At 38.4% G+C, this 25032-nt stretch carries 25 protein-coding genes and 5 tRNA genes; 7 read left to right on the top strand and 23 right to left on the bottom strand.

Going from position 1 to position 25032, the window contains the following annotated elements:
• Positions 1 to 103 precede the first annotated feature (103 nt).
• The 9 genes from ACH6EI_RS01945 to ACH6EI_RS01905 form a co-directional block, all read right to left on the bottom strand.
• Complete coding sequence (locus tag ACH6EI_RS01945) at positions 104 to 1381, bottom strand: MFS transporter (protein ID WP_028411625.1); 1278 nt, start codon at positions 1379 to 1381, stop codon at positions 104 to 106.
• A gap of 129 nt (positions 1382 to 1510) precedes the next feature.
• Entirely contained in the window at positions 1511 to 2119 is a 609-nt protein-coding gene (gene sodA / locus ACH6EI_RS01940; RefSeq protein ID WP_014458213.1) for a superoxide dismutase SodA, read from the bottom strand.
• Between the two features lie 197 nt (positions 2120 to 2316).
• A tRNA-Ser gene (locus tag ACH6EI_RS01935) sits at positions 2317 to 2409 on the bottom strand.
• Between the two features lie 11 nt (positions 2410 to 2420).
• A tRNA-Ile gene (locus tag ACH6EI_RS01930) sits at positions 2421 to 2497 on the bottom strand.
• Between the two features lie 3 nt (positions 2498 to 2500).
• Positions 2501 to 2575 (bottom strand) — tRNA-Asn (locus tag ACH6EI_RS01925).
• Between the two features lie 40 nt (positions 2576 to 2615).
• Positions 2616 to 2689: transfer RNA gene (locus ACH6EI_RS01920), tRNA-Met, on the bottom strand.
• 1 nt (position 2690) lies between these two features.
• Positions 2691 to 2765 (bottom strand) — tRNA-Asn (locus ACH6EI_RS01915).
• A 62-nt stretch (positions 2766 to 2827) separates the two neighbouring features.
• The gene (locus ACH6EI_RS01910) at positions 2828 to 3313 is read right to left on the bottom strand and encodes a DUF456 domain-containing protein (RefSeq protein ID WP_028411626.1); all 486 of its coding nucleotides are present in this window, start codon (positions 3311 to 3313) and stop codon (positions 2828 to 2830) included.
• An 86-nt stretch (positions 3314 to 3399) separates the two neighbouring features.
• Positions 3400 to 5055: a Na/Pi cotransporter family protein gene (locus tag ACH6EI_RS01905; protein ID WP_028411627.1), complete on the bottom strand. Its 1656-nt coding sequence runs from the start codon at positions 5053 to 5055 to the stop codon at positions 3400 to 3402.
• 227 nt (positions 5056 to 5282) lie between these two features.
• On the opposite strand from ACH6EI_RS01905, the gene ACH6EI_RS01900 reads away from it, so the two are divergent.
• Positions 5283 to 6059: a DUF1189 domain-containing protein gene (locus ACH6EI_RS01900; protein ID WP_226313309.1), complete on the top strand. Its 777-nt coding sequence runs from the start codon at positions 5283 to 5285 to the stop codon at positions 6057 to 6059.
• A gap of 151 nt (positions 6060 to 6210) precedes the next feature.
• Here ACH6EI_RS01900 and ACH6EI_RS01895 read toward each other — a convergent pair whose 3' ends face one another.
• On the bottom strand, positions 6211 to 7422 hold the full coding sequence (locus ACH6EI_RS01895) for an MFS transporter (protein WP_028411629.1): 1212 nt from the start codon (positions 7420 to 7422) through the stop codon (positions 6211 to 6213).
• A 76-nt stretch (positions 7423 to 7498) separates the two neighbouring features.
• On the opposite strand from ACH6EI_RS01895, the gene ACH6EI_RS01890 reads away from it, so the two are divergent.
• Positions 7499 to 7831 (top strand): hypothetical protein, encoded by a 333-nt coding sequence (locus ACH6EI_RS01890; protein ID WP_028411630.1) that lies wholly within the window; start codon positions 7499 to 7501, stop codon positions 7829 to 7831.
• A 151-nt stretch (positions 7832 to 7982) separates the two neighbouring features.
• Entirely contained in the window at positions 7983 to 9086 is a 1104-nt protein-coding gene (ispG, locus tag ACH6EI_RS01885; RefSeq protein WP_201763664.1) for a flavodoxin-dependent (E)-4-hydroxy-3-methylbut-2-enyl-diphosphate synthase, read from the top strand.
• Positions 9087 to 9122: 36 nt separating this feature from the next.
• Here ispG and ACH6EI_RS01880 read toward each other — a convergent pair whose 3' ends face one another.
• Positions 9123 to 9488: a G protein-coupled receptor family protein gene (locus ACH6EI_RS01880; RefSeq protein ID WP_013059205.1), complete on the bottom strand. Its 366-nt coding sequence runs from the start codon at positions 9486 to 9488 to the stop codon at positions 9123 to 9125.
• 259 nt (positions 9489 to 9747) lie between these two features.
• Here ACH6EI_RS01880 and ACH6EI_RS01875 point away from each other — a divergent pair, with 259 nt between their 5' ends.
• Positions 9748 to 10323, top strand: a complete 576-nt coding sequence (locus ACH6EI_RS01875; RefSeq protein WP_034271152.1) for a 5' nucleotidase, NT5C type — start codon at positions 9748 to 9750, stop codon at positions 10321 to 10323.
• 30 nt (positions 10324 to 10353) lie between these two features.
• Here ACH6EI_RS01875 and ACH6EI_RS01870 read toward each other — a convergent pair whose 3' ends face one another.
• Genes ACH6EI_RS01870 through ACH6EI_RS01860 form a run of 3 tightly spaced genes read right to left on the bottom strand, consistent with a single transcriptional unit; the run spans position 10354 to position 12382 of the window.
• The gene (locus ACH6EI_RS01870) at positions 10354 to 10767 is read right to left on the bottom strand and encodes a Fur family transcriptional regulator (RefSeq protein WP_013059207.1); all 414 of its coding nucleotides are present in this window, start codon (positions 10765 to 10767) and stop codon (positions 10354 to 10356) included.
• The gene (locus tag ACH6EI_RS01865) at positions 10764 to 11606 is read right to left on the bottom strand and encodes a metal ABC transporter permease (RefSeq protein ID WP_028411633.1); all 843 of its coding nucleotides are present in this window, start codon (positions 11604 to 11606) and stop codon (positions 10764 to 10766) included. The genes ACH6EI_RS01870 and ACH6EI_RS01865 overlap by 4 nt, the downstream gene beginning before the upstream one ends.
• Positions 11603 to 12382 carry a metal ABC transporter ATP-binding protein gene (locus ACH6EI_RS01860; protein WP_028411634.1) on the bottom strand — a complete coding sequence of 260 codons (780 nt, stop codon included), beginning with the start codon at positions 12380 to 12382 and terminating at the stop codon, positions 11603 to 11605. Before ACH6EI_RS01860 ends, ACH6EI_RS01865 begins: the two co-directional genes overlap by 4 nt.
• A gap of 273 nt (positions 12383 to 12655) precedes the next feature.
• Here ACH6EI_RS01860 and ACH6EI_RS01855 point away from each other — a divergent pair, with 273 nt between their 5' ends.
• Positions 12656 to 12907, top strand: a complete 252-nt coding sequence (locus ACH6EI_RS01855) for a DUF2624 domain-containing protein (protein ID WP_394547790.1) — start codon at positions 12656 to 12658, stop codon at positions 12905 to 12907.
• 49 nt (positions 12908 to 12956) lie between these two features.
• Here ACH6EI_RS01855 and ACH6EI_RS01850 read toward each other — a convergent pair whose 3' ends face one another.
• Positions 12957 to 13844 (bottom strand): deoxyribonuclease IV, encoded by an 888-nt coding sequence (locus tag ACH6EI_RS01850; RefSeq protein ID WP_028411635.1) that lies wholly within the window; start codon positions 13842 to 13844, stop codon positions 12957 to 12959.
• Positions 13845 to 13872: 28 nt separating this feature from the next.
• Positions 13873 to 15192: a DEAD/DEAH box helicase gene (locus ACH6EI_RS01845; protein WP_013059212.1), complete on the bottom strand. Its 1320-nt coding sequence runs from the start codon at positions 15190 to 15192 to the stop codon at positions 13873 to 13875.
• Positions 15193 to 15377: 185 nt separating this feature from the next.
• Between ACH6EI_RS01845 and ACH6EI_RS01840 the strand changes: the two genes are divergently transcribed.
• Positions 15378 to 16082: a YqfQ family protein gene (locus ACH6EI_RS01840; RefSeq protein ID WP_028411637.1), complete on the top strand. Its 705-nt coding sequence runs from the start codon at positions 15378 to 15380 to the stop codon at positions 16080 to 16082.
• 128 nt (positions 16083 to 16210) lie between these two features.
• Positions 16211 to 17161, top strand: a complete 951-nt coding sequence (locus ACH6EI_RS01835; RefSeq protein ID WP_028411638.1) for a 4-hydroxy-3-methylbut-2-enyl diphosphate reductase — start codon at positions 16211 to 16213, stop codon at positions 17159 to 17161.
• A 43-nt stretch (positions 17162 to 17204) separates the two neighbouring features.
• On the opposite strand, the gene ACH6EI_RS01830 is transcribed toward ACH6EI_RS01835, so the two are convergent.
• The 7 genes from ACH6EI_RS01830 to ACH6EI_RS01800 form a co-directional block, all read right to left on the bottom strand.
• Positions 17205 to 18326 carry a Nif3-like dinuclear metal center hexameric protein gene (locus ACH6EI_RS01830; protein WP_048019743.1) on the bottom strand — a complete coding sequence of 374 codons (1122 nt, stop codon included), beginning with the start codon at positions 18324 to 18326 and terminating at the stop codon, positions 17205 to 17207.
• Positions 18323 to 19027, bottom strand: a complete 705-nt coding sequence (locus ACH6EI_RS01825; RefSeq protein WP_028411640.1) for a tRNA (adenine(22)-N(1))-methyltransferase — start codon at positions 19025 to 19027, stop codon at positions 18323 to 18325. The genes ACH6EI_RS01830 and ACH6EI_RS01825 overlap by 4 nt, the downstream gene beginning before the upstream one ends.
• Before the next feature lie 169 nt (positions 19028 to 19196).
• A complete protein-coding gene (cccA, locus tag ACH6EI_RS01820; RefSeq protein ID WP_099331290.1) occupies positions 19197 to 19556 on the bottom strand; it encodes a cytochrome c550 in 360 nt (119 codons plus the stop codon).
• 131 nt (positions 19557 to 19687) lie between these two features.
• Positions 19688 to 20827: an acyl-CoA dehydrogenase family protein gene (locus ACH6EI_RS01815; protein WP_028411642.1), complete on the bottom strand. Its 1140-nt coding sequence runs from the start codon at positions 20825 to 20827 to the stop codon at positions 19688 to 19690.
• A gap of 384 nt (positions 20828 to 21211) precedes the next feature.
• Positions 21212 to 22345, bottom strand: coding sequence for an RNA polymerase sigma factor RpoD (gene rpoD / locus ACH6EI_RS01810; RefSeq protein WP_013059219.1), 1134 nt, complete (start codon positions 22343 to 22345; stop codon positions 21212 to 21214).
• Positions 22346 to 22410: 65 nt separating this feature from the next.
• The gene (dnaG, locus tag ACH6EI_RS01805; RefSeq protein WP_016765586.1) at positions 22411 to 24219 is read right to left on the bottom strand and encodes a DNA primase; all 1809 of its coding nucleotides are present in this window, start codon (positions 24217 to 24219) and stop codon (positions 22411 to 22413) included.
• A gap of 41 nt (positions 24220 to 24260) precedes the next feature.
• Positions 24261 to 24731, bottom strand: a complete 471-nt coding sequence (locus ACH6EI_RS01800) for a YaiI/YqxD family protein (RefSeq protein ID WP_028411643.1) — start codon at positions 24729 to 24731, stop codon at positions 24261 to 24263.
• Positions 24732 to 25032 lie beyond the last annotated feature (301 nt).

Here is a 25032-nt window from a genome sequence, read left to right as displayed (position 1 = left end):
GCAAATAAATAGACACCTGGCAGGTGCCTATTTACACAACGTATTTATTCTAAAAGAAAAGCGAGGCATTTTCCATAGTACAAATGAAGGAGCTAATAATACTCTAAGCTGGAGACTCTCCGTCTCCTTCATTTAATACTGGAGGAGTAACAGTCGTTTCTTTTTTGTGCAGAGGCTGTGAGATATGTCTTACACAAAAATAAATGATCGTATGCCCTGCTCCAACAATAGCTAATAAAATGGGAATACTTTTTGCTTCATCAAAAAATAGTACGGCTATTAAAAATAAAGATATGGAAACGACCCGCCCAATATTCAGAAATACTTCTCTGACAACAATGTATTCGATTCTTTTTGAAACAACGTCCTTTGCTCGTCCAATCACATCGTACGTTAGAGAAATGAATGGAACCAACAAAATAGGATAGGCAATAGCAATACAAACAGCATATATAATTAACTTTGGATACGATAAGTTAAAGATAAGCAAAAAGACTGCTCCATAGAGAAGGAGGCCCCCGGTGAAAATAAATCGAAGGCGATTTTTTTGCTTAATAAATCTTGAGGCTACATAGTATCCTACAAACGCCACCGCTGAATTCACCAGTCCATAAGTTCCTAAAGCTAATTCACTTCCCGTCGTAATAAATACCATGACGGATACGACAAAAATGAACGTACCTTCACGCAATCCTTGAAAGAAATGAGCCTGTAATATTCGATTCCAGTCTTTGTTGACTTTTCGTTCAGCCCACACTTCTTTAAATTTGTATACTCCTTCAGCTGCGCGTCTTGTAATAAAAAAACTAAGCACAACGGCACCGACAAACAATAGCAGAGATACACCAAACACAATTTTATACCCAAGTGATTCATACAAAGCGGAAATAACAAAGCCCGCTCCTAAAGGACCAATCATCCCTGCAAAAGAGTTTAAGATCCCTAAAAATCCGTTAAAAAAGTCTCTTGTATCAGGTTCTGTAATTTCAAAAGTTAGCACATTAAAAGCTAGCCAATAAAAGCCATATCCTATACCCAGCAGTCCACCAAGCAATACTAAATACTCGGCTGCGTTAGCTCCACTGACCAATACAGCGATATAAAAAACAGCTAAAAAAGATACGCCTAACCTTAAAACCACAACCCGGTCAATTCGTTTGGCCCATTTACCTGCTAAAATAAACGTAAGCGGCTGAAGCACCACTACCGCTAAATTATAAATAGCGAGATCCGAAAATTCGCCTGATTGTTTCCACAGATAAATGTTAACAAACGAATTGGAAATTGAAATAGCCAAGGCATAAAGACCGCCTATAATTAAAAGCAAAAGTAAATCTTTACTAACTTCTATATCTCCAACTACTTTTTTTAATAAAGGCATATCAAAAAACTCCTTTTCTCTTCTACACCTAGTGTGTGAAAAAGAAAAGGAGATATGTAAAAGAATTGGAAAACAAAAAAGCCAGTAAAGGTAATAATTACTTTACTGGCTCTTAAATACGTCTTCAGCTTATTTTGCAGCGTCGTAACGCTTAGCAACTTCGTCCCATTTTACAACATTAAAGAATGCTGAAATGTAATCTGGACGGCGGTTTTGATAATTTAAGTAGTAAGCGTGCTCCCAAACGTCTAGACCAAGAATTGGCGTTTTGCCTTCCATTAATGGGCTATCTTGGTTTGGTGTGCTTGTTACTTCTAATTGGCCGTTGTTTACAACTAACCAAGCCCAGCCAGAACCGAAGCGAGTTTTAGCTGCATTTGCAAATTCTTCTTTGAATTGATCAAAGCTGCCGAATTTGCTAGCAATAGCGTCTGCTAATTCACCAGTTGGAGCACCGCCGCCGTTAGGGCAAAGGATTGTCCAAAATAATGAGTGGTTCGCATGACCGCCACCGTTATTGCGTACTGCTGTACGGATATCTTCAGGAACAGCATCTAAGTTTGAAATTAACTCTTCAATACTTTTGCTTTCTAAATCCGCTTTGCCTTCAACAGCAGCGTTTAGGTTTGTAACATATGTGTTGTGATGTTTTGTGTGGTGAATATTCATTGTTTCTTTGTCGATATGTGGTTCCAGTGCATCGTATGCATAAGGTAGTTCTGGTAATTTGTAAGCCATGAATAATTCCTCCTTCAAAATATGTAAGCATTTTGGCGCAAAAGCACCATATACGTTTAGATTAGCAAATTTACCCTACTCTTTCAAATAAAAAGTACCTAATCCATGATTTATATTTACCTAATTCCCATTCGCTATTCTTTTAAACATAAAAAAAGCTTCTTTTTCTCAAAAGAAGCTTTGAATAGACAATAGTATGGCGGAGGAAGAGGGATTCGAACCCCCGCGGGCTTTAACACCCCTGTCGGTTTTCAAGACCGATCCCTTCAGCCGGACTTGGGTATTCCTCCAACCCTATAAATGGTGGACCCTGCAGGACTCGAACCTGCGACCGGACGGTTATGAGCCGTCTGCTCTAACCAGCTGAGCTAAGGGTCCACGTGGCTCCACAGGTAGGACTCGAACCTACGACCGATCGGTTAACAGCCGATAGCTCTACCACTGAGCTACTGTGGAACAATATGAATTATGTATGTCACAAACGTAAATTGGAAAATAGCGGCGGAGGGGATCGAACCCCCGACCTCACGGGTATGAACCGTACGCTCTAGCCAGCTGAGCTACACCGCCATGGCTCCACAGGTAGGACTCGAACCTACGACCGATCGGTTAACAGCCGATAGCTCTACCACTGAGCTACTGTGGAACAATATAACATTTACTAGCGACATTAAAAATTTAACATGTTTCTGGCCTAAAGTCAATATATTATTTTAAAACAGCGTATAAAAAATAGGCAATCATCAACAGTTGAATAAATCCTTTCGAGATAGCGCCACTAAAAAAGCCAATAACCGAACCTACTCCAATTTTTACTGCGTTGCTAATTGTGGTCCGATGAACAATCAGTTCTCCTACAATCGCTCCGATAAACGGCCCTAAAATAATTCCAAATCCCGGAATAACAAACGGACCCACAAGCAATCCAACTGTACTTCCCCAAACGCCTGCTTTAGTCCCTCCGAATTTTTTCACACCAATAATATTAGCGATATAGTCTGCTAAAAAAAGTGCGACAACTAACAATCCTTGTATCACCCAAAATAACCAGCTATAGGAGCTAAAATCATAAAATAAACCGTATATAACAAATCCTAGCGCTACAAATAGCACGCTTGGGATGATGGGATAAACCAACCCAACAAACGATACAACAAAGCTAATGATAACTAATGCCCAACATAAAATAGCCATGCCCGCACCTATCCTTTTTATTATTACTATTTATCATACAATAACCACTCTTATAAAGAAAGGCCTTGCATGAGCAAGGCCTTTCTTTATTTTACCTTTGAATATGTCTTTAGATAGCGATCTCCGAGTACCGCTTCCGCAATATTAACAGCATGATCTCCAATTCGTTCTAAATTGCTAATGATATCGACAAAAACAATAGCAGCAGAACCTGTACATACATTTTCATTTAGACGTAAAATGTGCTTCTTACGAAGCAGACGCTCCATTGCATCAATCTGCTCTTCTTTTTGAATGACCTGGACTGCTTTTTCTCTATCTACTTTTTCTAAAGCAAAAACAGCTTCTTTAACTGTTACAATAGTCAATTCGAACATATCAGCTAAGTCGGTATTAGCTTCTTTTGTCATTCTCACCTTATTTGTAATTTGATAATCAACAAGTTCAATGATATTTTCAAAATGATCGCCAATACGCTCAATATCTCGCGCAGTATCTAGAAGCACAGAATGCTCTTCGCTTTCAGCTTCTGACATGGAAGAGCGGGATAACAACACTAAATAATTCGTGATTTTTTTATCTAAATTGTTAATGGCATTTTCAATTTGCATAGTAGCATCAGAATGTTTAGGATGGCGCGTCTTCAAATAACTATTGGCTTCTTCTAACCCAATCGTCGCGAATTCTCCCATACGAATAAGCTCTGCTTTTGCCTGCCCAAGAGCAATTGAAGAAGACTGTTCAATAAAAATAGGATCAAGATGTTTAGGTTTAAAGTCTATAACAGCATCTTCACCAGGAATCAGCTTTGTAACAATTAACGCAAGCAGACCGATAAGAGGGAACTGAATAATTGTATTGGTTGTGTTAAAGAGACCATGAGCAAATGCAATCGTCATTTCTGGGTTTAAGCCCATCGTCTCTCTCAAGTACTCCACAAGACGAGTAAATAACGGCAAGATAATTAAAAAGATAGTTGTACCAATTAAGTTGAACATTACGTGCGTTAAAGCAGCCCTTCTTGCTGCCACACTTGCCCCGATTGAAGCTAAAATAGCGGTAATAGTCGTACCAATGTTGTCTCCAAACAATACAGGCAGCGCGGCATGTATATCAATAGCGCCCTGTCCAAAAAGTTCTTGTAGAATTCCGATAGTAGCGCTAGAGCTTTGCACAATCACCGTAAATAAAGTGCCAATTACAACTCCTAAAATCGGATTATCACTCATGCTTACAGTTAAATCATGAAACTGTTGAAGTGAGCGAAGCGGCTTCATCCCGCTTCCCATAAGCTCTAGACCAAAGAATAACATTCCAAACCCAAAAGCGATTTGACCAAAATTTTGAACAGGTTTACTTTTAAAGAAAAAGAGTAAAATCGCTCCCACTGCGAGAATAGGAAGAGCGTAGCTCGAAATGTCAATTCCGATTATAAAAGCTGTAACTGTCGTACCGATATTTGCGCCCATAATAACCCCTATAGCTTGGCGCAAAGTCATAAAACCGGCACTTACTAAGCCTACCGTAATAACAGTGGTTCCTGAGCTGCTCTGAATAAGAACGGTAACCAGAATACCTGCTAGAACTCCCATAAACGGATTAGTTGTGAATCTGTCTAAAATATCGCGCAATCTATCTCCTGCTGATTTTTGCAACCCATCTCCCATGAACTTAATCCCGAATAAAAAGATTCCGAGTCCACCGATAAATTCAAAAATCATTTTTTGAACATCTAGTTCCAAACACCTCAACTCCTTGATTTTTTTCTAACGACATAGAGAAGTCCCCACTATTATTAACGAATCTTAAAAGCACTGTAAACGTTTTTACGCTAATGTTTACAATAACTTAACAGTATATTTACATTGTAATTGGAAACGATTTCTAGAATCTATTGTAAACCTTGAATTTCCGCTATAGAATAAATTATAGTTAGAATTTTTTAATAAAAGGAGGGTTTACAATAATCATGTTAAAAAAGATGGGATGGAGTCTTACTTCTTTTCAAAAAATGAGGTCTCTTCGCTTTGAGCATACAAACAAAACCATTGGCTTCATATTGTTTTTAACACTTATTTCTTTGCTGCCTACATTTTTCTTTATGACGTTGACAATTGTAAACGGCTATCACATTGCTACAACAGAGCTCCCGAAATCTGTTTCTTCTTTTTCTATTTCAAATTCACAGCTTACGTCAAGCCAACCTTTCACAAAAAAAGTAAACGGTACCGCTTTTATCTTAGACCCCTCACAGTCTATTGAACGGTTTCATTCCCCTGCTCATGCAATTGGTTTTTTAAAGGATGGAATTTACATCACGACTAATTCACAAACACAAACGTATTCATATGAGTTGCTAAACTGGCATCATAAAGATAAAAATGAACTGTTAAACTTGCTGCACGAACAAAAATTTTCTTTATACATACTTGTCCCTATCGCTATGCTTTTACTGTACGTATTAACATCTGGACTAAACTTCCTTTCTATTACCTGCCTTGCTTATCTTGGAAAACTGATTGGACTCATCACTAAGAAGCAGCTTCCTTTCAAACAGCTATGGGCACTGAGCGCTTATAGTACGGTAGCCTTCACGCTGCTTTATACGCTTTTTGAAGCTTTTTCTTTTTCTCTAGCAACACATAGCTCTCTTTACTGGATAGGAACGTTCTTCATTTACTTATTGCTCGTCACAAGGGTTCCTATGAGAAAAAAGGTAAAACCTAATAAAGCGATTGAAACATAACGAAATGAATCCAATCAACCGCTAGAAGCACCTACATACATAAAATCTATGTTTACCCTGCCAATGAAAAGCTCCGAACGAATTTAATTCTTGATCAAGAATCAAATTTGTTGGGAGCTTCTTCAACTAACATACTTTTGTCCCAGCCTCTTTATTTCTGTACAACTTTTCTTCTCCCCATTGCAGAAGAAAAAATTTTCAACTGATACAAAACCCACAAACCTCCTGCTGCGAGCAAACTAAAGCTATAAATAAACATCAGCCTTTCAGTATGCATCCACACTTCAAAAACAACGGGTCCCAACGCTACTCCTAAAAATCTCACCGTTCCATAAATGGATACAATAAATCCTCTTTCTTCGTCTGAAGCCGCTGAAGTAATCATCATATTAATACAAGGAAGAACAAATCCTAAGCCGCCAAAGGCGACTGTCAAACAAAACATCAGCACAGGAAGCGTATAAATCACCGTTAATACTCCAAACATTACGAATAAAAGAATCATTCCTACTATCATCAATTTTTTCATGAGCACTACATCTGTTTTGATTCGCTGACCGGTCCAATAAGAAACGAGCGTCATCGCGCCAAGAGGAAATAAAAAAGCGGTTCCTTTGAAAAAACCGTCTATATGATACGTTTCCTCTATTAAAAAAGATAAGTAATATAAAATGCCAAATAATAAAAACAACCCCAGTCCCCCGACAAAGAATAAAGGAAAAAGCGATTTTCTTTTATCATAGACGATCCCAATGGCTCTCTTTAAATACTCTCCAACAGATACTGAATCTGAACCTGTTTTCGCTTCTCTCACATACATGGCTATACCTACTAAAGCAGCACCTGCAGCTAAAGGATACACAAAAAATGCGGCATACCATACAACGAGTGCCGCCGTTGCTCCAATTATAGGTGCAACCACTTTTCCAGCTCCATTATATACTTCTAAAATCCCAAGGACTTTTGCTCTTTTTTCCCCTGTAAATACATCTCCAGTTAATGCCATTGCCAACGTTGTAGTACCAGCAGCGCCAATCCCTTGAATCACTCTTCCAGCCATCAACACAGCAAAGCTTCCAGAAGAGACCAAAGCGCTACTAGCAGCGACAAGGCTACCGATTATCATCACGATGAGGGAATACATAATTAATTTTTTACGTCCATATCGATCTGATAAAATTCCTACCGCAGGAATACACAATGCAGCCGGAATCGAAAATACACTCAGTATCAAACTGGTTTGGACTCCACTTAAGTGAAGTGACTTTTGAATGCTTGGCAGCAGAGGAATGAGCATGGAATTTCCCAGCACCATGATTAAAGGCAATAAGCCTAATGAAACAATCATTAATTTTTCTTTCAATTTTCGTTCTCCAATCATATTTAAGTAAGACAAGCATAGGCTTTACACATAAGCAAAAGAATGAAGGAGGAGCATAATGAAAAAGCTATGTGCATTAGCCGCTTTCGCTTTTATCGGATATATTTGTCACTACGACATTAAATACGGGACCATTCCTACTGCGACTGAAGCAGTTCAAGTCAGCAAAGCGCAGCCTGCAGAAACAAAAGCCGCCAGCTCTTCTTCCACCTATACAAAAATAAAAATTAAGCCAGGCGATACAGTTTTGTCCGTCATTGAAGAGCTTACAAAAAAATCGATACCGGTTTCTATGAACCAAATGATTAAAGACTTTAAGAAGTTAAATAACGGTACAGCGCCTGAAGATATTCAAATTGGAAAAACGTATAAGTTCCCTATTTACAAGTAATGACAGCATTCTTCTTGTCAAGATGGGATAGTCATTGTTAAAATAGCTAAGGTAGTACTTTCTACTAGTTATTTTGTTCATAAAGAGTTATTCTATTAATGAATTCAAATTCTTGATTTCATTTTGAAGGAGAGATTATCACGTGAGTGAAATTATACATCGTACAAAAACACGCCCCGTTAAAGTTGGAGATTTAACAATTGGGGGCAGTAACGAATTAGTTATTCAAAGTATGACAACCACTAAAACACATGATGTTGAAGCAACGGTTGCAGAAATTAAACGTTTAGAAGAAGCAGGATGCCAAGTTGTTCGTGTTGCTTGTCCAGATGAGCGCGCAGCAGATGCAATCCCTGAAATTAAAAAACGCATTAACATTCCATTAGTTGTAGATATTCATTTTGACTATCGCTTAGCGTTAAAAGCAATTGAAGGCGGAGCGGATAAAATCCGTATCAACCCAGGTAATATTGGACGCCGTGAAAAAGTGGAAGCTGTTGTAAATGCTGCAAAAGCTAAAAATATTCCAATTCGTATTGGAGTTAACGCCGGTTCACTGGAAAAACGTATTTTAGATAAATACGGCTATCCGACAGCAGATGGCATGGTAGAAAGTGCACTTCATCACATTAAAATTTTAGAAGACCTTGATTTCCATGACATCATCGTTTCAATGAAAGCATCCGATGTTAACTTGGCAATTGAAGCATATGAAAAAGCTGCTCAAGCTTTTGACTACCCTCTTCACTTAGGAATTACAGAATCGGGTACATTATTTGCGGGAACTGTAAAAAGTGCAGCAGGTCTTGGCGCTATTTTGTCTAAAGGAATCGGAAATACATTACGTATTTCTTTAAGTGCGGATCCTGTAGAAGAAGTAAAAGTTGCACGCGAGTTGCTAAAATCATTCGGTTTAGCTTCCAATGCTGCAACGCTTATTTCTTGCCCAACTTGCGGACGTATTGAAATTGATTTAATTAGCATTGCTAATGAAGTTGAAGAGTATATTTCAACTGTAAAAGCACCGATTAAAGTAGCGGTACTTGGCTGCGCTGTGAACGGTCCTGGCGAAGCTCGTGAAGCTGATATCGGGATTGCAGGAGCACGCGGTGAAGGTCTTCTATTCCGCAAAGGTGAAATCGTACGCAAAGTTCCGGAAGAAACAATGGTTGAGGAACTAAAAAAAGAAATTGATAAAATTGCTGCTGAATATCACGCAAAGCAAGAAGCTGAAAAAGCTGCAGCTAAATCATAACCAAAAAAAGCGAGGCGCATATGCGCCTCGCTTTTTTTATGAAAAGAACGGTAATATAAACGTACCGACAATAATCGATACAACTCCGATCCCTATTGCCCATGCTCCTAGCGTAAGTGCTCCTTTTCTGCGTGCGATAAACCCTAGAATAATCCCAGCGGCACCAAGAATAATTGGTAAAAAGAATAGTGAAAGAATCGAAAGCACGAGTGCGAAACGACCGTATCCCGTTCCTTCTCCTCGTCCAGCGACTTCATGATTGCGATTGCGGTCAATATCTATAACTTCACGCTCTGCATGTGGCTCTCCTACTCGGTAAGGAACGCCCACTTCAGCTGCAGTTTCTTCCATGAAATCAGCTTCATATACATCTTTTCTACGCCTTTGTTCTTCATTCTCCATGCTTAATCCCTCGCTTTCGTAAATAAGGAGCATTTATAGTATCTGAATGCGAGAAAAAATTATAAGTGTTAATCTTATACAGCTGCTCATTTTCTTGCAAAAATAGATACCTGCACGATTTCCACACCGTATAATCATCCTTATCTTTTTTCTTAAGGAGTATAAAAAGTATTACTGTTTCTCTTTAGGCTTTATGTTACACTAGACAAGAATAATCAAGCACCTAAGTAGAATAAACGTATTAAAGGAGTGCACGTAGTTGACAAAAAAGTTTGGAATTGACATTGATGGAACTGTTACCTCTCCTGAAACTTTTGTTCCTCATTTAAATAAAGCCTTTAACTTAAATTTAACACTTGAAGATATTACAGAATATGATTTCAGCCCTTTTGTAAATGTATCACCTGCAGAACTCGGGAAATGGTTTAAAGCAAATGAACGCTCTATTTACGAAACCTCTCCACTTGCAGACGATGCAAAAGCGGTTTTGCAAAAGTGGCATCAAAAGCACGAATTATTCTTTATTAGTGCAAGGCACGATCAGCTATTGGACGTCACGGAAGAATGGTTTCAAAAAAATGAGCTATCGTTTCATCACATTGAGTTAGTCGGCTCACATTTTAAAGTTGAGACAGCAAAACGATACGATGTTGATATCTTTTTTGAAGACAAACATGATAATGCTTGTGAAATCAGTGAAGAATGCAATATTCCCGTTATCTTATTTGATACTCCTTATAATCGCTTACCTGTTCCAAAAGGAGTGGTTCGCGTATATAACTGGCTAGAAGCAGATCAGTGGGTAGCCGACTGGTTAAAAGAACAGCAAAAATAAAAAAGAGAGGTGCATAGCACCCTCTCTTTTTTATTGATTACATTCTATACATTGACCGTAAATTTCGAATTTATGGCCTGTAATATTATACCCTCGCAAATCCTCGTCTACATACTCCATCGGACAAGCTTCAATTTCTTTTGTTTTTCCACAATCTAAACAAATGAAGTGGTGATGATGATGAGCAGTTGCACATTTAAATCGAAAGTGCTTTTCGCTCGAAAGCTCCGTCATTTCAAGTACGCCTAACTCCACAAATAATGATAAATTACGGTAGATTGTATCAAAACTTAGACCAGGATAATCAGGCTTCATATATTCTAATACATCTTTTGCCGTTAAGTACTTATTTGATTTTGAAAACAAGGCAAGCATTTCTTCACGTTTTCCTGTATGTTTATATCCTTGATCTTTTAATAAATGAATGGCTTCAGTTAAATTCATTTTTGTTTCCCCTTCCGTCCTTTATTAATCATAATAGATATGATTAAAATAACAACAGCAATGACAACAATTGTACCGCCTGGTGCTAAATCCAAGTAGTACGCTGAAAATAATCCGCCTAAAACAGATATTTCACCAAAAATCACCGAAAGCAGAATCGTTTGTTTAAAGCCTCTAGCTAAGCGAATGCTTGCTGCTACAGGAAGAGTCATAAGCGATGACACCAATAGAATACCGACGATACGCATCGATACAGCAATGACAAGAGCAACCATCACGATAAATAAAAAGTGCATCCACTTCGATTTAATTCCAGAAGCAGAAGCATGCTCCTCGTCAAAAGATAAAATAAATAATTCTTTATATAAGAAAAAGACAATAGCTATTACAAATACGGCTATGACAACAACTGTCCAAAGATCCGAACGACTAACTGCACTCACGCTTCCAAACAAATAATTCATTAAATCATTATTAAAACCGTCTGCCAGCGAGATACAAATTGCACTAATACCAATTCCGCCCGATAAAATAATCGGAATGGCCAGCTCTTGATAGTGCTTGTAGACCCCTCGAAGCTTCTCGATAAAAAGAGCCCCTGTAACGGAAGACACCATTCCTAAATAGACGGGGTTCACTCCTTGCATAAACCCTATTTTCTGACTAAGAAGCAAGCTCGCAGAAATTCCGGCTAGCGTCACGTGACTTAACGCGTCTGCAATTAAAGAAAGACGTCTTACTACGATGAACGTGCCCAATAAAGGAGCTAAGACGCCAATAATCATACCTGTTAAAAATGCATTTCGCAAAAACTCAAATTGAAATAAACTGCTTATCATACGTGCTGCCCTCCATGATGATGATCATGGGTTAACACATGAACATTATGACCATAAAACATAGATACGTCATGTTCACAAAGCTGTTCGAATTCTTTGGCATTCCCATGAAAGTGTAAAAATTTATTTAAACAAGCAACGTGGGTTACTTTTTCCGAGACAGTTCCAATATCGTGAGTAACAAGCACAAGCGTAATTCCTTTTTCTTTATTTAACTTTTCAAGAAGCTCATAAAAAGTGTACACATTTTGTGCATCCACTCCGACCGTAGGCTCATCTAAAATCAACAGCTCGGGCTCACTTACAAGCGCGCGTGCAATAAAAATTCGCTGCTGCTGACCACCGGATAGCTCTCCTATGTTTCGATTTAAAAATTCGCTCATCCCCACTGCTTCTACCGCTTCTTTTACTTTTTGTTTATGAGAAGCATTCATAAAGCGAAACAAACCTAGTTTTGAAGTAAGGCCCGTGGAAACCACTTCAAAAACGGTAGCAGGAAAGCCGCTGTTGAAACTATTCGCTTTTTGCGATACATATCCAATTTTACTTCGTTCTTTAAACCTTCTCTGATCTTTTCCAAATAAACGAATTGAACCTTGAGATGGTTTTTGCAAACCAAGCAAACATTTAATTAGCGTTGATTTCCCAGAACCATTTGGACCAACGAGCCCCAAAAAAGCTCCTTTTGGAATTGAAAAACTTATATCTTCTAATACATTCACTCCATCATATTGAAATGATAAATGATCAATTTCAATGATATCAGGTGTATTCATATGCGCCTCACCATTCTTTTTTTATATTTCTCCATACAAAAGAGGGCACGGTTTCTATCGTATACTCCGTTACCCATTTACTTTCTCAGAATCATTACGATTTAGTCATTAATGTAGTATACAGGATTGTCTTTTATTTGTAAACTAAGCCGTTTCACTCTTTCGCTTTCTTACCCCCGTAGGTTCATCCGACTCAAAATGTTGTTTTATTACACAATATAGTCACATCTTTCTTTTTTATTCATAAACTGTATATGACGAGGAGGTAATCATATGAAAATTGTACAGCAGATTGTCAATAAGAAAGTAAACAATATTACCCCGAAAGAGCTTTTAAAGTATAGCAAACAATACAACATCCCCATTACAGATCAGCAGGTACACACCCTTGTATCTGTCATTAGACAGCAGCCCGTAAATATTTATAACCTTGAAGAGCGCCGAAATTTAATCAAACAAATTGCTCAAGTAACAGATCGTGAAACTGCCAGACGCGTGAACGAATTATTTCAGCAGTTAATGTAAAAGAAGAGGTCATGTCTGTAGACATGACCTCTTTCAATCACATATGAAATTACATAAGCTTTTGTTTTAACTCTGAATCAAAGCTTTGTGCACGAATCATATCAATTTCCAATTGATATGGCGCTTTTTTATTTTTCTTATCTTCTCCTACATAAGGAGTTTCTAGAATTTTAGGAACTTCTTTAAACGCTGGGTGATGAACAATATAATTCAGTGCACCAAATCCGATTTCACCAAACCCAATGTTTTCATGACGGTCTTTTCGAGCACCGCATACATTTTTACTATCATTGATGTGAAGCACTTTAATTCGCTGTATTCCTACGGTTTTGTCAAATTCATTTAATACACCGTCAAAGTCTTGAACGATATCGTAACCAGCATCATGTACGTGACATGTGTCAAAACAAACAGAGAGCTTTTCATTGTGCGTCACACCATCAATAATTTGGGCGATTTCTTCAAAGCTTCTTCCACACTCTGTTCCTTTTCCAGCCATTGTCTCAAGCGCAATTTGAACTTCTTGATCAGCTGTCAACACTTCGTTTAGACCGTTGATAATTTGCTGAATACCAGCATCTGCTCCGGCCCCCACATGAGCCCCTGGATGAAGAACAATTTGCTTTGCACCAAGAGCATGGGTGCGCTGAATTTCAGACGTTAAGAAATCTACTCCAAGCTCAAATGTTTCGGGCTTTGTTGTATTTCCTAAATTAATGATATAAGGAGCATGTACAACAATATCTTTCATTCCATGCTCTTTCATATGCAAAAGACCAGCTTCAATATTAAGCTCTTCAATCTTTTTGCGACGAGTATTTTGTGGAGCGCCTGTATAGATCATAAACGTATTTGCTCCATAAGAAGCTGCCTCTTCACTTGCTCCTAAAAGCATCTTTTTGCCGCTCATCGATACGTGAGAACCAATTTTCAACATTCTTTTTTACACCTCTAACCTATTGCGATTAACGATTGTTGCGTCTTTCACTACGCTTTTTCTTTTGCACGTACTTTGTAATTTCACGAGCACGTTTTTTCTTATAGCCAGGCTTTACTTTCTTAGGCTTTTGAATAAAGCGATGTGCCTCTTCTCCCACTTCATCCGCTTTCTTCACACGCTTTTTACGGCGGTTACGGTCATCAATAGAAACCCATTCTTGCTTTTGAAGATCTTTGTTTACAAACTCGATTCCCATTTTCTCTAGCTTATTTACTGCATCTTCATCTTCCACATCGAAGATTGTAGCAGCAATTCCAGAATGACCAGCACGAGCTGTACGGCCTACGCGGTGAATGTAGAAATCTAGATCTGAAGGAAGCTCAAAGTTAATAACGTGTGAAATCCCTTCAATATCAATACCGCGAGCTGCTAAATCTGTCGCTACTACGTATTGAAATTCTAAATTATTAATTTGCTTCATCATTTTCTTACGGTCACGAGGAGATAAGTCTCCGTGAATTCTTCCTACTTTTAAGCCTTTAGACAGTAGGTCATCTGCTACTTCGTCCGCCATTTTCTTTGTATTTGTAAAGACGATAGCTAAATAAGGATTATACGAAATAAGCATATCGTGCAGCAGCTTAAACTTGTTACGATGACGTAGTGGAACTAATACATGCTCTAATTTAGCCGCTGCTGCTTGCTTCGGCGAAACATGCGTAAATTTTGGATTTTCCATGTATTTTTTTAAGAATGGCTTTAATTTTTCAGGAATCGTTGCTGAAAAAACAAGCATCTGTAATTTTTCAGGCATGTTGCTTGCCAAACGGTCCACATCTTCTAAAAATCCCATATCAAGCATTAAATCAGCTTCGTCTACTACTAACGCCTTAGTTGTATACACAACTAACGCTTTTTCATTTACTAAATCAAACAAACGAGCCGGTGTTCCTACAACCACTTGAGGCTGTTTCTTTAATTTGTCGATTGTACGCTGCTTATCTGTACCGCCGATAAAACATTTTGCTGAAATTTCTTCTCCTTCAGCGCTGTGTTTTGTTAGCTTTAAGACTTCTTGATAAATTTGAGAAGCAAGCTCACGAGTTGGAGCGGTAATTACAACTTGTACTTCTTCTTTTTTAGGATCTACCTTTTCAAGTAAAGGCAATAAATAAGCGTGTGTTTTGCCCGTCCCTGTTTGTGACTGACCAATTACACTTTCCCCTTTTAAAACGGAAGGAATTAAGCGCTCTTGAATCTCTGTAGGCTGATAAAAACCTAATTGTTTAATTGCTTCTATTAAAAATGGTTGAAACTCAAAACGTTCAAAGTTTGTTTTTTCCATAATAGTCTCCTTTTTTACATTCACGTTCATCTTTTAAGGCACAATATATGATTATAATCGATTTTTCCTTCTGTGACTACTTCTCATTCATATTACTAAAACTTATTACCTGTTTCAAAAACATTTTATCGCGAGTTGCATACGATAGTAAAAGAAAATCTACTTTACTAAAGGAGGTGCGTCCTTTGCTACAGCGAAGACCACCATTTCCACCCGGTATGCAAAGAAGAATGATGCCAGGAATGCCACCGCAAAACGGTTTTGGGCAACAACCTGGTAACTTTGGCCAATTTAACCCATTACAGCAGTTTCGTAACTTTGCCCAGCAAACAAATGCTCAACAATCATTTTACCCGAATCAGCAAGGCCTGAACCGTGGAGGAGGTAACTTCTTAACTCGCCTATTCCGAAGAGGCGGGAATAGAAACATCCCCTTTCAACAAGCAGCAGCTGCTGCTCCTCGAGGTTCTTTGTTTTCAGGCCTTTCAGGAGCCCAAGGTGCTGCAGGAGCGACCAACTCTTCTTCCCTGCTTGGAGGTTTGCAAGGTTTAACGAACCCTGCTAACTTAAGCTCCATGATGGGAAATGTTCAGCGAGTATTAAAAGCTGCGGAAACGATGGGACCTATGATTCAACAATACGGACCTCTTGTCAAAAATGCTCCTTCTCTATGGAAAATCTATCAGGCCCTGCGCTCAAGTGACGATACAGATGAAGTACTCGAAGCAGAAGGAACAGAGGTTGCTGAAACTGATGAAAGCAAAGACAGTAAGGTTTTGTCAACAGGCGCAGAAAGCACGGATTCATCTGATGATGAGCTGGATTTCTTCGAAGAAGAAATTGAACTTTCCTCTAGAGATCGAGTGTCTAAACCAAAACTTTATATTTGATAAATCTGCTAGTTCCGTAAGTAAAGACAGTAAGTAAAAAAAGAATATCTTTGTATTCTTCCTTCCTCTTTTATATAATAGAAGCGAGTTGAATTGCTCGTCAGGATTATGATGAGGAGGAAATTGAAATGAAAGTTATTAAAATCGCACCGCGCGGCTATTGTTATGGTGTAGTAGACGCAATGGTCATTGCACGAAACGCCGCTTTAGATAAATCATTGCCTCGACCAATCTATATCTTAGGAATGATTGTTCATAATAAACACGTTACAGATGCGTTTGAAGAGGACGGCATTATCACACTGGACGGTGCTAATCGCCTAGAAATCTTAGACCAAATAAATGAAGGAACCGTTATTTTTACGGCGCACGGAGTATCTCCAGAAGTAAAAGAACGAGCAAAAGAAAAAGGTTTAACAACAATCGATGCTACATGTCCGGATGTTACAAAAACCCATGACCTTATTCGCCAAAAAGAAAAAGAAGGTTATGACGTTATTTATATCGGAAAAAGAAATCATCCTGAGCCAGAAGGTGCACTTGGCATCGCACCAGATATCGTTCATTTAATTGAAAAAGCAGAAGACGTAGCCCATTTAAATATTCAACGTGAAAAAGTCATTGTAACCAATCAGACAACAATGAGTCAGTGGGACGTTGCAGATGTAATGGAAAAAGTAAAAGAAAAATATCCGCACGCTGAAGTTCACAAGGAAATTTGTTTAGCTACACAAGTTCGCCAAGAAGCTGTAGCTGAGCAAGCAGGTGAAGCAGATGTTACAATCGTAGTAGGAGATCCTAAAAGTAACAATTCAAACCGTTTAGCTCAAGTATCAATGGAGATTGCCGGCACTGAGGCATATCGCATCGGTGACATCTCAGAGCTTCAGATCGAATGGTTGATGAACGCGAAAACCGTAGCTGTTACGGCAGGCGCATCTACCCCTACTCCAATCACAAAAGAGGTCATCAATTTTCTAGATCAGTTCGATCCGGAAGATGAAACAACATGGACACGTGAAAAAAGTGTGCCTCTTTCGAAAATTTTACCAAAAGTTCGAACAAAAAAATCGTCTTAATAGACGCAAAAGAAGGTGTTGACATTCGTCAACACCTTCTTTGTTACATAAACGTAAATGGGTTTGTGTCTACTTTTGAATCAAATACTTCACACTCAAAGTTTTTCGCTTCAAAAAGACTGTTTAATACGCGTGTTACACCTTGTCTCATGACTTTTTCAACATGATGACCAGGATCTACAACGTTTAATCCCATTGCCATTGCATCATGCGCAACGTGAAAATACAAATCACCTGTTACATAGGCATCTGCTCCGCTAAATTTTGCGTTTGTAATATATTTGTTTCCGTCTCCGCCAAGAACAGCTACTTTTTTCACAGTGGCATCCATAGACCCTACTACTCTGACACCATCTACATCCAATGCTTGTTTAACGTGATCGGCAAACTGTTTTAACGTCATCTCTTCTTTTAACTTACCAATTCGTCCAAGTCCAAGCGTTTCGCCCGTTTGTTCCACTGGATAAATGTCATAGGCTACTTCTTCGTAAGGATGAGCACTGAGCATGGCACGAATAATTTTATTTTGTTGACCCGCTTCAAAAATAGTTTCAACTTTTGTTTCATTGACACGTTCTAGCTCTCCTTTTGAGCCAATGTATGGATTGGCTTCTGAAGAAGGTTTAAATGTGCCTTCGCCTTCTGTTGAAAACGTACAGTCGCTGTAAAGGCCAACATGTCCAGCTCCCGCATCACAAATAGCTGTGCGCACTGCTTCAGCGTCATTTGAAGGAACAAATACAGCTAGCTTTTTCAATTGAATCGACGTTGTCGGAACCAGCACTTTTGTCTCTTGTAGCCCCAACGCTTCAGCTAACAAGTCATTTACTCCGCCTTTAGCTATATCTAAGTTTGTATGAGCAGCATATACGGCAATATCATGCTTAATGCATTTCTCTAAAATACGCCCTTCAGGACGATCTGTAACCACTTGTTTTAGTGGTCTAAAAATAGGAGGATGATGAGCAATAATTAAATCCACTTGTTTTTCGATTGCTTCGTCTACGACCGTTTCAAGAACATCTAACGTTACCATTACTTTTTTTACAGGCTTGTTTAACGTTCCAATCTGTAAACCAATTTTATCTCCTTCAACCGCTAAATGCTTGGGAGAAAATGATTCAAATGCCTCAATTACTTGAAATCCGTTAGGGATTTTACTCATTTTAACGCCTCCTCAATTAATGAGATGTCTTGGGTAAGTTTTTGAAGTTTTGCTTTGCTTTCCTCTGACTGAGCCTGTTCCATTTGACTGACAATTTGTTTAAGATGATTTAGTTCATGCGTCCACTTTGTCATAAAAGCAGAAGAGCGCTTTTCTTTTAAAATAGGGCCCATTAACACACCGGCTTCCACTTCCCCGTTATACGGAGCTAAAGGGTTTCCAGGTTCAGCGACGATGACTTCATACATACGACCGTCTTCTTCGATGATTTTTTCATCAATGATTTCCCAGTTGTGTTGAATCAGCCAGCTGCGAATATGATGTGAACCAATATTCGGCTGAAGCACCAGTCTTTTTACTCCTTCTAATTTTGCCTTTCCTTCTTCTAAAATCATCGTAATAAGCGTTCCGCCCATTCCGCAGATTGTAATACAGTCTACTTCATTCGGTGATATTACTTCTAGGCCGTTTCCTTTTCGAACATCAATAACATCCGTTAAGCTTGTTTTTTTAACCTGCTGAATAGCCGATTGCAGGGGACCTTCTGTAATTTCACCTGCTACAGCGCCGCTAATATATCCATTTAAATAAGCAAAACATGGCAAATACGCATGATCTGAGCCAATGTCTGCTATCTTTGCTCCCAAAGGAATCGACTTTACTACTTCTTCAAGTCTTGTTGATAAGTTTAATTCATTCATTTTGTCACCTATTCTCTATGTGATTACTGTTCATTATTTTAACATAGATAGCTGCATGATTCCTATTTCTCTTCATGTTTTCCTTCTAGCTGAATGCGTATAAAAACATCATAAAAAAAAAGCCTGCTTTATAAATGAGCGGCTTTCCAGAAAATCATGTTTCTGAACTCTATTTAATTTCTGATACCCATTTAGCCATTTCCTTCGCTTTTTCCGGTGGAACCAGCCCCGGCGGCATGTTTCCTTTACCGTTTACAACAATATCTGCAATTTCGTCTTGAGAAACTTTTTTCCCAATTCCTTTTAACGAAGGACCTACTCCACCTTGATACTGATCGCCGTGACAACCAATACAAGTTTTTTGATAAATTTCTTCTGGTTTAGCTGAAGTCTGCTGTTCCGCGCCACCGCCTTCTTTTTCAGCCGCGATTTCTTTTGCATTGTTCAATCCGTTGAACGAAAGCGTTAACATTAAAGCAATCCCGATTACCGCAATTAATAAAAATGGTATTAGCGGATTTCGCTTCACTCACTATACCCCCTTTATGTATTCCCATCCCTAGAAATAACAAAATAGTATAAGCACTTTTATTTTACTTGAAAATGCTCATAAGTGAAAGGGTTTTATTTACATAATTAACTAATTTCTTATTGCTTATCTTAACAGCCAATTTGCCTTGCAATAACAGAGCGCTGAATTTCCGAAGTTCCTTCTCCAATTTCTAAAAGCTTGGCATCCCGTAAATACCGCTCCACGTGATACTCTTTCATGTAGCCGTATCCTCCATGAATCTGCACAGCTTGACTGGCTACTTCCATACAAATTTCAGAAGCATACAGTTTACACATAGCTGCTTCTTTCGTAAATGGCTTTCCTTGGTCTTTTAACCACGCTGCTTTATACACCATATTTCTTGCTAACTCAATTTTCATGGCCATATCAGCTAATTTAAACTGAATCGCTTGAAACGATGAAATAGCTTTCCCAAACTGCTTTCTTTCCTGCGCATATGACAGTGCTTTTTCATAAGCCGCTTGAGCGATTCCAACGGCCATTGCCCCAATTCCAATTCTTCCCCCGTCAAGCGTCATTAGAAATTGTTTGAATCCTTCTCCTCTTACACCGAGTAAATTCTCTTCAGGCACTTCAACATCCTCTAAAACGAGTTCAGTTGTATTTGAAGCATGTAGACCCATTTTCTCGTAATTGTCTATTACAGTAAAACCTCGAGCTTCTGTAGGCACGATAATAGCTGAAATTTCTTTTTTACCTTCTGTACGGTTTGTAACAGCTGTTAAAGCTAAAAACTTTGCATAGCTGGCATTCGTAATATAGCATTTACTTCCATTAATCCTAAATGTTCCATCCTTCAACACTGCTTCGGTCTCCGTTCCCCCCGCGTCACTTCCTGCGTTCGGTTCGGTTAAACCAAACGCTCCAAAAGATTCCCCGGAGCATAAAGCAGGTAGGTACTGTTCTTTTTGCTCCTTTGTTCCGAATAAATAAATAGGTGCCCCCCCGAGCGAAACATGAGCTGAGTATGTAATTCCTGTAGAGCCACAAGCTTTACTTAACTCCTCTACGACAATAGCAAAACTAACCGTATCTGCGCCTCCGCCACCATACTCTTCAGGAAAAGGAAGGCCCATTACACCAAGCTCACTTAACTTTTTAAAAACATCAAGCGGAAATTGCTTACTTCGATCGCGCTCTAGTGCATTTGGTGCTACCTCAGCTTCTGAAAATTCTCTCAGCGTCCGTTGAATCATCTTTTGTTCATTGGTTAATTCATAATTCATTTTTATTCCCCCTAAAAATGTATACGCTTACATTATCTAATTATAATTCATTTTTGTAAATTTTCTCAACTTTTAAAACGTTTTAATTTTTTCATGTTATAATAGAGGAGTATTCATCAATGCAAGAATAAAATGAGAGCGATTCCATTTTTTTTCGGATGTTTAAATGAAATTTGAACATCTTACGCTTCTATAACAAAAGAATATAAAGGAGCATTTGCAAAACGAAGGACAATTCAGTAAAATATATGAAAGAAGAAAAGTTGGTAAAAAAATCAATATACTTCTTTAAAATGCGTTTTCATGAAATTTATTCCATAAAAAACAGATAGCCTCTTTCCGCAGGGAAAGAAGCTATCTCATAAGCGCTATTTACGCTTTTATCTATTCTAAGAAATCTTTTAAACGTTTGCTTCGGCTAGGGTGACGAAGCTTGCGAAGCGCTTTAGCTTCAATTTGACGAATACGCTCACGCGTTACGCCAAATACTTTTCCTACTTCTTCAAGCGTACGCGTACGCCCATCGTCCAGACCAAAGCGGAGTCTAAGAACATTTTCTTCGCGATCTGTTAACGTATCAAGGACGTCTTCTAACTGCTCTTTTAATAATTCATATGCAGCATGTTCAGAAGGTGATGTTGCATCTTGGTCTTCAATGAAGTCACCTAAATGAGAATCATCTTCCTCACCAATTGGCGTTTCAAGAGAAACCGGCTCTTGGGCAATTTTTAAGATTTCACGAACTTTTTCTGGTGTTAAGTCCATATCTTCTGCAATTTCTTCAGGAGATGGTTCGCGACCTAAATCTTGTAGAAGCTGACGTTGAACACGAATTAGTTTGTTAATCGTTTCAACCATATGAACAGGGATACGAATCGTTCTTGCTTGGTCAGCAATCGCACGAGTAATAGCTTGACGAATCCACCATGTCGCATACGTACTGAATTTATAACCTTTGCGATAATCAAATTTTTCTACCGCTTTAATAAGACCCATGTTTCCTTCTTGAATTAAATCAAGAAACAGCATACCGCGTCCAACATAGCGTTTAGCGATACTTACAACAAGACGTAAGTTTGCTTCAGCAAGACGACGTTTCGCTTCTTCATCGCCTTCTTCAATACGTTTTGCTAAATTGATTTCTTCCTCTGCCGACAATAAGTCAACGCGTCCGATTTCTTTTAAGTACATACGAACTGGATCATTAATTTTCACACCAGGAGGTACACTTAAATCATTTAAATCAAACTCTTCTTCTTTTGACAGTTCTTGAATATCGGGATCGGCATCGTCATCATTTGCTTCAGATTCACTCATTACTTCAACACCTTGTTCTCCAAGGTATTCATAATATTCATCCATTTGATCGGATTCAATTTCGAAGTTCGCCATACGCTCTGCAATTTCTTCGTATGTTAGCACACCACGTTTTTTTCCGATTTCGGTCAATTGATCTTTTACTTGTTCAATTGTTAAATCTGAATCAAGTTGTTTTGATTGAGCTGATTTTTCAGCCATCAGATCCCCTCCTTCCAAAATTTTAAGGAAAACCTTCTAAAAGTGGGACTAATACGCAACATCGTTTATTTTAACGTTTTTTTCAACTGTAAAATTTCCATTGCTATTGTCGCAGCTTTTAAATAATCTTTTTGACGCTCTGCTTCTTGCTTTTCTGCTTCTTTTTTTTCTATCGCTACCCTTTGTGGATAAATCAATATCGTTTGGATATAATCATTCAAAGCTTGCTCCGACAATTCATCATTGATTGACATCATCGCCAATTCTGAAGCTAGACTAGACAACGAAGATTCGGGCAACCGCTCAATAAATCCGCTCGGATTAGGCTCGTGTCCTTCCTCGTAATAGGCATACAAATATAGAACAAGCGCACGATGTTCTTCGACATTGAACTGACCTTGAAGTCGGTCTTGAATTCTAAATGCTACATCCTTATCTTTCAACATATGAGCGATCAAAAAACGTTCTGCATTTTGATAAGCCGGTAATAAGCTTCTCTTTACGACTGGTTGTCTATTTATATTATTTCGATTTGGAGAATCATTATCCTTTTTCTTTTTTTCCGTTCGATACACTTGATACTGCTGTTCTTTAAGCGCATCTAATGAAATGGAAAACTCTTGTGCCAATTGGCGTAAATAATGATCTCGCTCTACAGCTTTTGTAAGGAGGCTTATTTCTTTCAAAACGTCTTCAATGTATTGCATACGTTCAGATTCATTTTGTAGATTTCGCTTTCGGCGGAGATACCTCATTTGAAATGCCATAAAGGTCAAGCTGCTATTAATAACATCATTTTGAAACTTCTCTGCCCCGTATTCTTTAATATAATCATCCGGGTCATAACCATCCGGCATCACAGCAATCTTAACGGTACAACCCACATTTGTTAAGATAGCTGTTGCTTTGTGCGCTGCTTCAATTCCAGCAGAATCTGCATCATAGCAAATGATAACGGACTCTACATTTCGGCGAATAATTTTGGCTTGTTCTTCTGTTAAGGCAGTTCCCATTGTTGCAATTGCGTTTGGGCACCCCGCTTTAACAGCTGAAATAACATCTGCAAATCCTTCAAATAAAATAACCTGCTGATTTTTGCGTATATGTTTTTTAGCGCGGTGAAAGTTGTAGAGTGTGCGACTTTTGTTAAAAATAGAAGTTTCGGGACTGTTTAAATATTTAGGCTGCCCTTTTATCTCTTTTAGCAGGCGCCCTGAAAATGCAATTGTTTTGCCTTGCAAGTCAGCAATAGGAAACATAATTCGATCGCGAAAACGATCAAAGTACGTTTCATCTTGGTTGCGTTTAATGATTAAACCTGCATGTTCCATCTCTTGCGGATTAAACCCACGTTTTGTTAAGAACTTACTTACAAATTCCCACGAATCTAAAGCAAAACCTATCTCAAATTCATCGATAATTTCTCGTGAAAACCCTCGATTTATTAAATAATCATAAGCATCTTGGCCTTCTTTTGTATTTACCAATAAATGATGGTAAAATTTCTTTAAAAGCTCGTGTGCTTCAATCATTTTATTGCTAGGCTTTTGATTATCTTCTTCATGAGGATGTATCTCATGTTCGAAAGGAATATCTCCTTTTTCAGCGAGCTGCTGAGCTGCTTCCGTGAAGGACAGTCCTTCTAATTCCATTATGAATGAAAATGAATTCCCTCCTGCACCGCATCCAAAGCAATGATAAATTTGTTTATCAGGCGATACTGAAAAAGATGGTGTGCTTTCCCCATGAAACGGACAGAGTCCAAAATAATTGCGCCCTTGTTTTTTTAGTTGTACATAATCGCTTATGACGTCGACAATATCTACTGAATGCCGAATACGGTCGATTACTTCATCAGGAATTCGATTTGCCATAGTAACAGCTCCGTATTTCATATAATATTCTTCACTAAGTGCTAAATTCCTGCAAGTTTCGACAACATTTTTTCAAAAGCTTGAATGAAATGCTGGCGATCTTCTTCACTAAATGCCTTCGGGCCTTTAGTATGACGCCCTGATCGTCGCTCTTTTGCAGAAACATAGCGAAAGAAAAGCACCGTATTCATTTCGTCGTCATTATAGTACTTTCCACGAGGAGACAGTGCATAAACCCCTCGACTTACTAACATGCTTGCCAAGCCAGTATCTTGAGTTACGACAATATCCTGCTTGGCTGCGTGATTTAAAATATATAAATCTGCGGCTTCCTTTTCTGCATCCACATAGACCCATTTTCCTGGTGTAGGATTTGTTTGCATGTGAGCATAGGAAGCAACAAACACAAGCTCGATGTCATATGTATGTGTAAGTTCAACGATTTCTGCTTTGACAGGGCATGCATCAGCATCGACAAAAACTTTACTTTTTCTTTTGCTATAACTCTGTATTCTACATCCCTCCAGAGATTCCTTCTAACAAATTGTTATTTCCTGTAGATGGCATTTGTCGAATACTTTTTTCGATTTTGACTTGACTTTTATATAAATAGTTTATTCGTTCTTAACAAAGTCTAAACCTAAAACTATTCTTTTTTATCACAATTTTTTATTATAATATAAACAACCTATATTTTCTATACCAAAGTCACTTGTTTTTAAAAGTTCTGTCATATTCATCTTTGGTATATTTTCTTAGGCTTACAGCATACAAACATAAGAAAGCAATCTCCTTTATATTACGCACGGAGGA

Source organism: Priestia sp. JSM ZJ58, assembly GCF_044383985.1.
GTDB classification, from domain to species: Bacteria; Bacillota; Bacilli; order Bacillales; family Bacillaceae_H; genus Priestia; species Priestia zanthoxyli.
This window is presented reverse-complemented; position numbering and strand designations above follow the sequence as displayed.

Bases quoted from the DNA above. Each gene is read 5' to 3' on its own strand.
- ACH6EI_RS01865 (WP_028411633.1), bottom strand. From the start codon at position 11,606: ATGATAAGCAGTTTATTTCAATTTGAGTTTTTGCGAAATGCATTTTTA.
- ACH6EI_RS01815 (WP_028411642.1), bottom strand. From the start codon at position 20,827: ATGAATTATGAATTAACCAATGAACAAAAGATGATTCAACGGACGCTG.
- ACH6EI_RS01830 (WP_048019743.1), bottom strand. From the start codon at position 18,326: ATGAGTAAAATCCCTAACGGATTTCAAGTAATTGAGGCATTTGAATCA.
- ACH6EI_RS01850 (WP_028411635.1), bottom strand. From the start codon at position 13,844: ATGTTGAAAATTGGTTCTCACGTATCGATGAGCGGCAAAAAGATGCTT.
- ACH6EI_RS01845 (WP_013059212.1), bottom strand. From the start codon at position 15,192: ATGGAAAAAACAAACTTTGAACGTTTTGAGTTTCAACCATTTTTAATA.
- rpoD (WP_013059219.1), bottom strand. From the start codon at position 22,345: ATGGCTGAAAAATCAGCTCAATCAAAACAACTTGATTCAGATTTAACA.
- ACH6EI_RS01900 (WP_226313309.1), top strand. From the start codon at position 5,283: ATGTTAAAAAAGATGGGATGGAGTCTTACTTCTTTTCAAAAAATGAGG.
- ACH6EI_RS01880 (WP_013059205.1), bottom strand. From the start codon at position 9,488: ATGGAGAATGAAGAACAAAGGCGTAGAAAAGATGTATATGAAGCTGAT.
- ACH6EI_RS01825 (WP_028411640.1), bottom strand. From the start codon at position 19,027: ATGAATGAATTAAACTTATCAACAAGACTTGAAGAAGTAGTAAAGTCG.
- ACH6EI_RS01855 (WP_394547790.1), top strand. From the start codon at position 12,656: ATGAAAATTGTACAGCAGATTGTCAATAAGAAAGTAAACAATATTACC.
- ACH6EI_RS01945 (WP_028411625.1), bottom strand. From the start codon at position 1,381: ATGCCTTTATTAAAAAAAGTAGTTGGAGATATAGAAGTTAGTAAAGAT.
- ACH6EI_RS01835 (WP_028411638.1), top strand. From the start codon at position 16,211: ATGAAAGTTATTAAAATCGCACCGCGCGGCTATTGTTATGGTGTAGTA.
- ACH6EI_RS01890 (WP_028411630.1), top strand. From the start codon at position 7,499: ATGAAAAAGCTATGTGCATTAGCCGCTTTCGCTTTTATCGGATATATT.
- sodA (WP_014458213.1), bottom strand. From the start codon at position 2,119: ATGGCTTACAAATTACCAGAACTACCTTATGCATACGATGCACTGGAA.
- ACH6EI_RS01910 (WP_028411626.1), bottom strand. From the start codon at position 3,313: ATGGCTATTTTATGTTGGGCATTAGTTATCATTAGCTTTGTTGTATCG.
- dnaG (WP_016765586.1), bottom strand. From the start codon at position 24,219: ATGGCAAATCGAATTCCTGATGAAGTAATCGACCGTATTCGGCATTCA.
- ACH6EI_RS01860 (WP_028411634.1), bottom strand. From the start codon at position 12,382: ATGAATACACCTGATATCATTGAAATTGATCATTTATCATTTCAATAT.
- ACH6EI_RS01870 (WP_013059207.1), bottom strand. From the start codon at position 10,767: ATGAATTTAACTGAAGCCATTCATTTATTAAAAGATCAAGGATATAAA.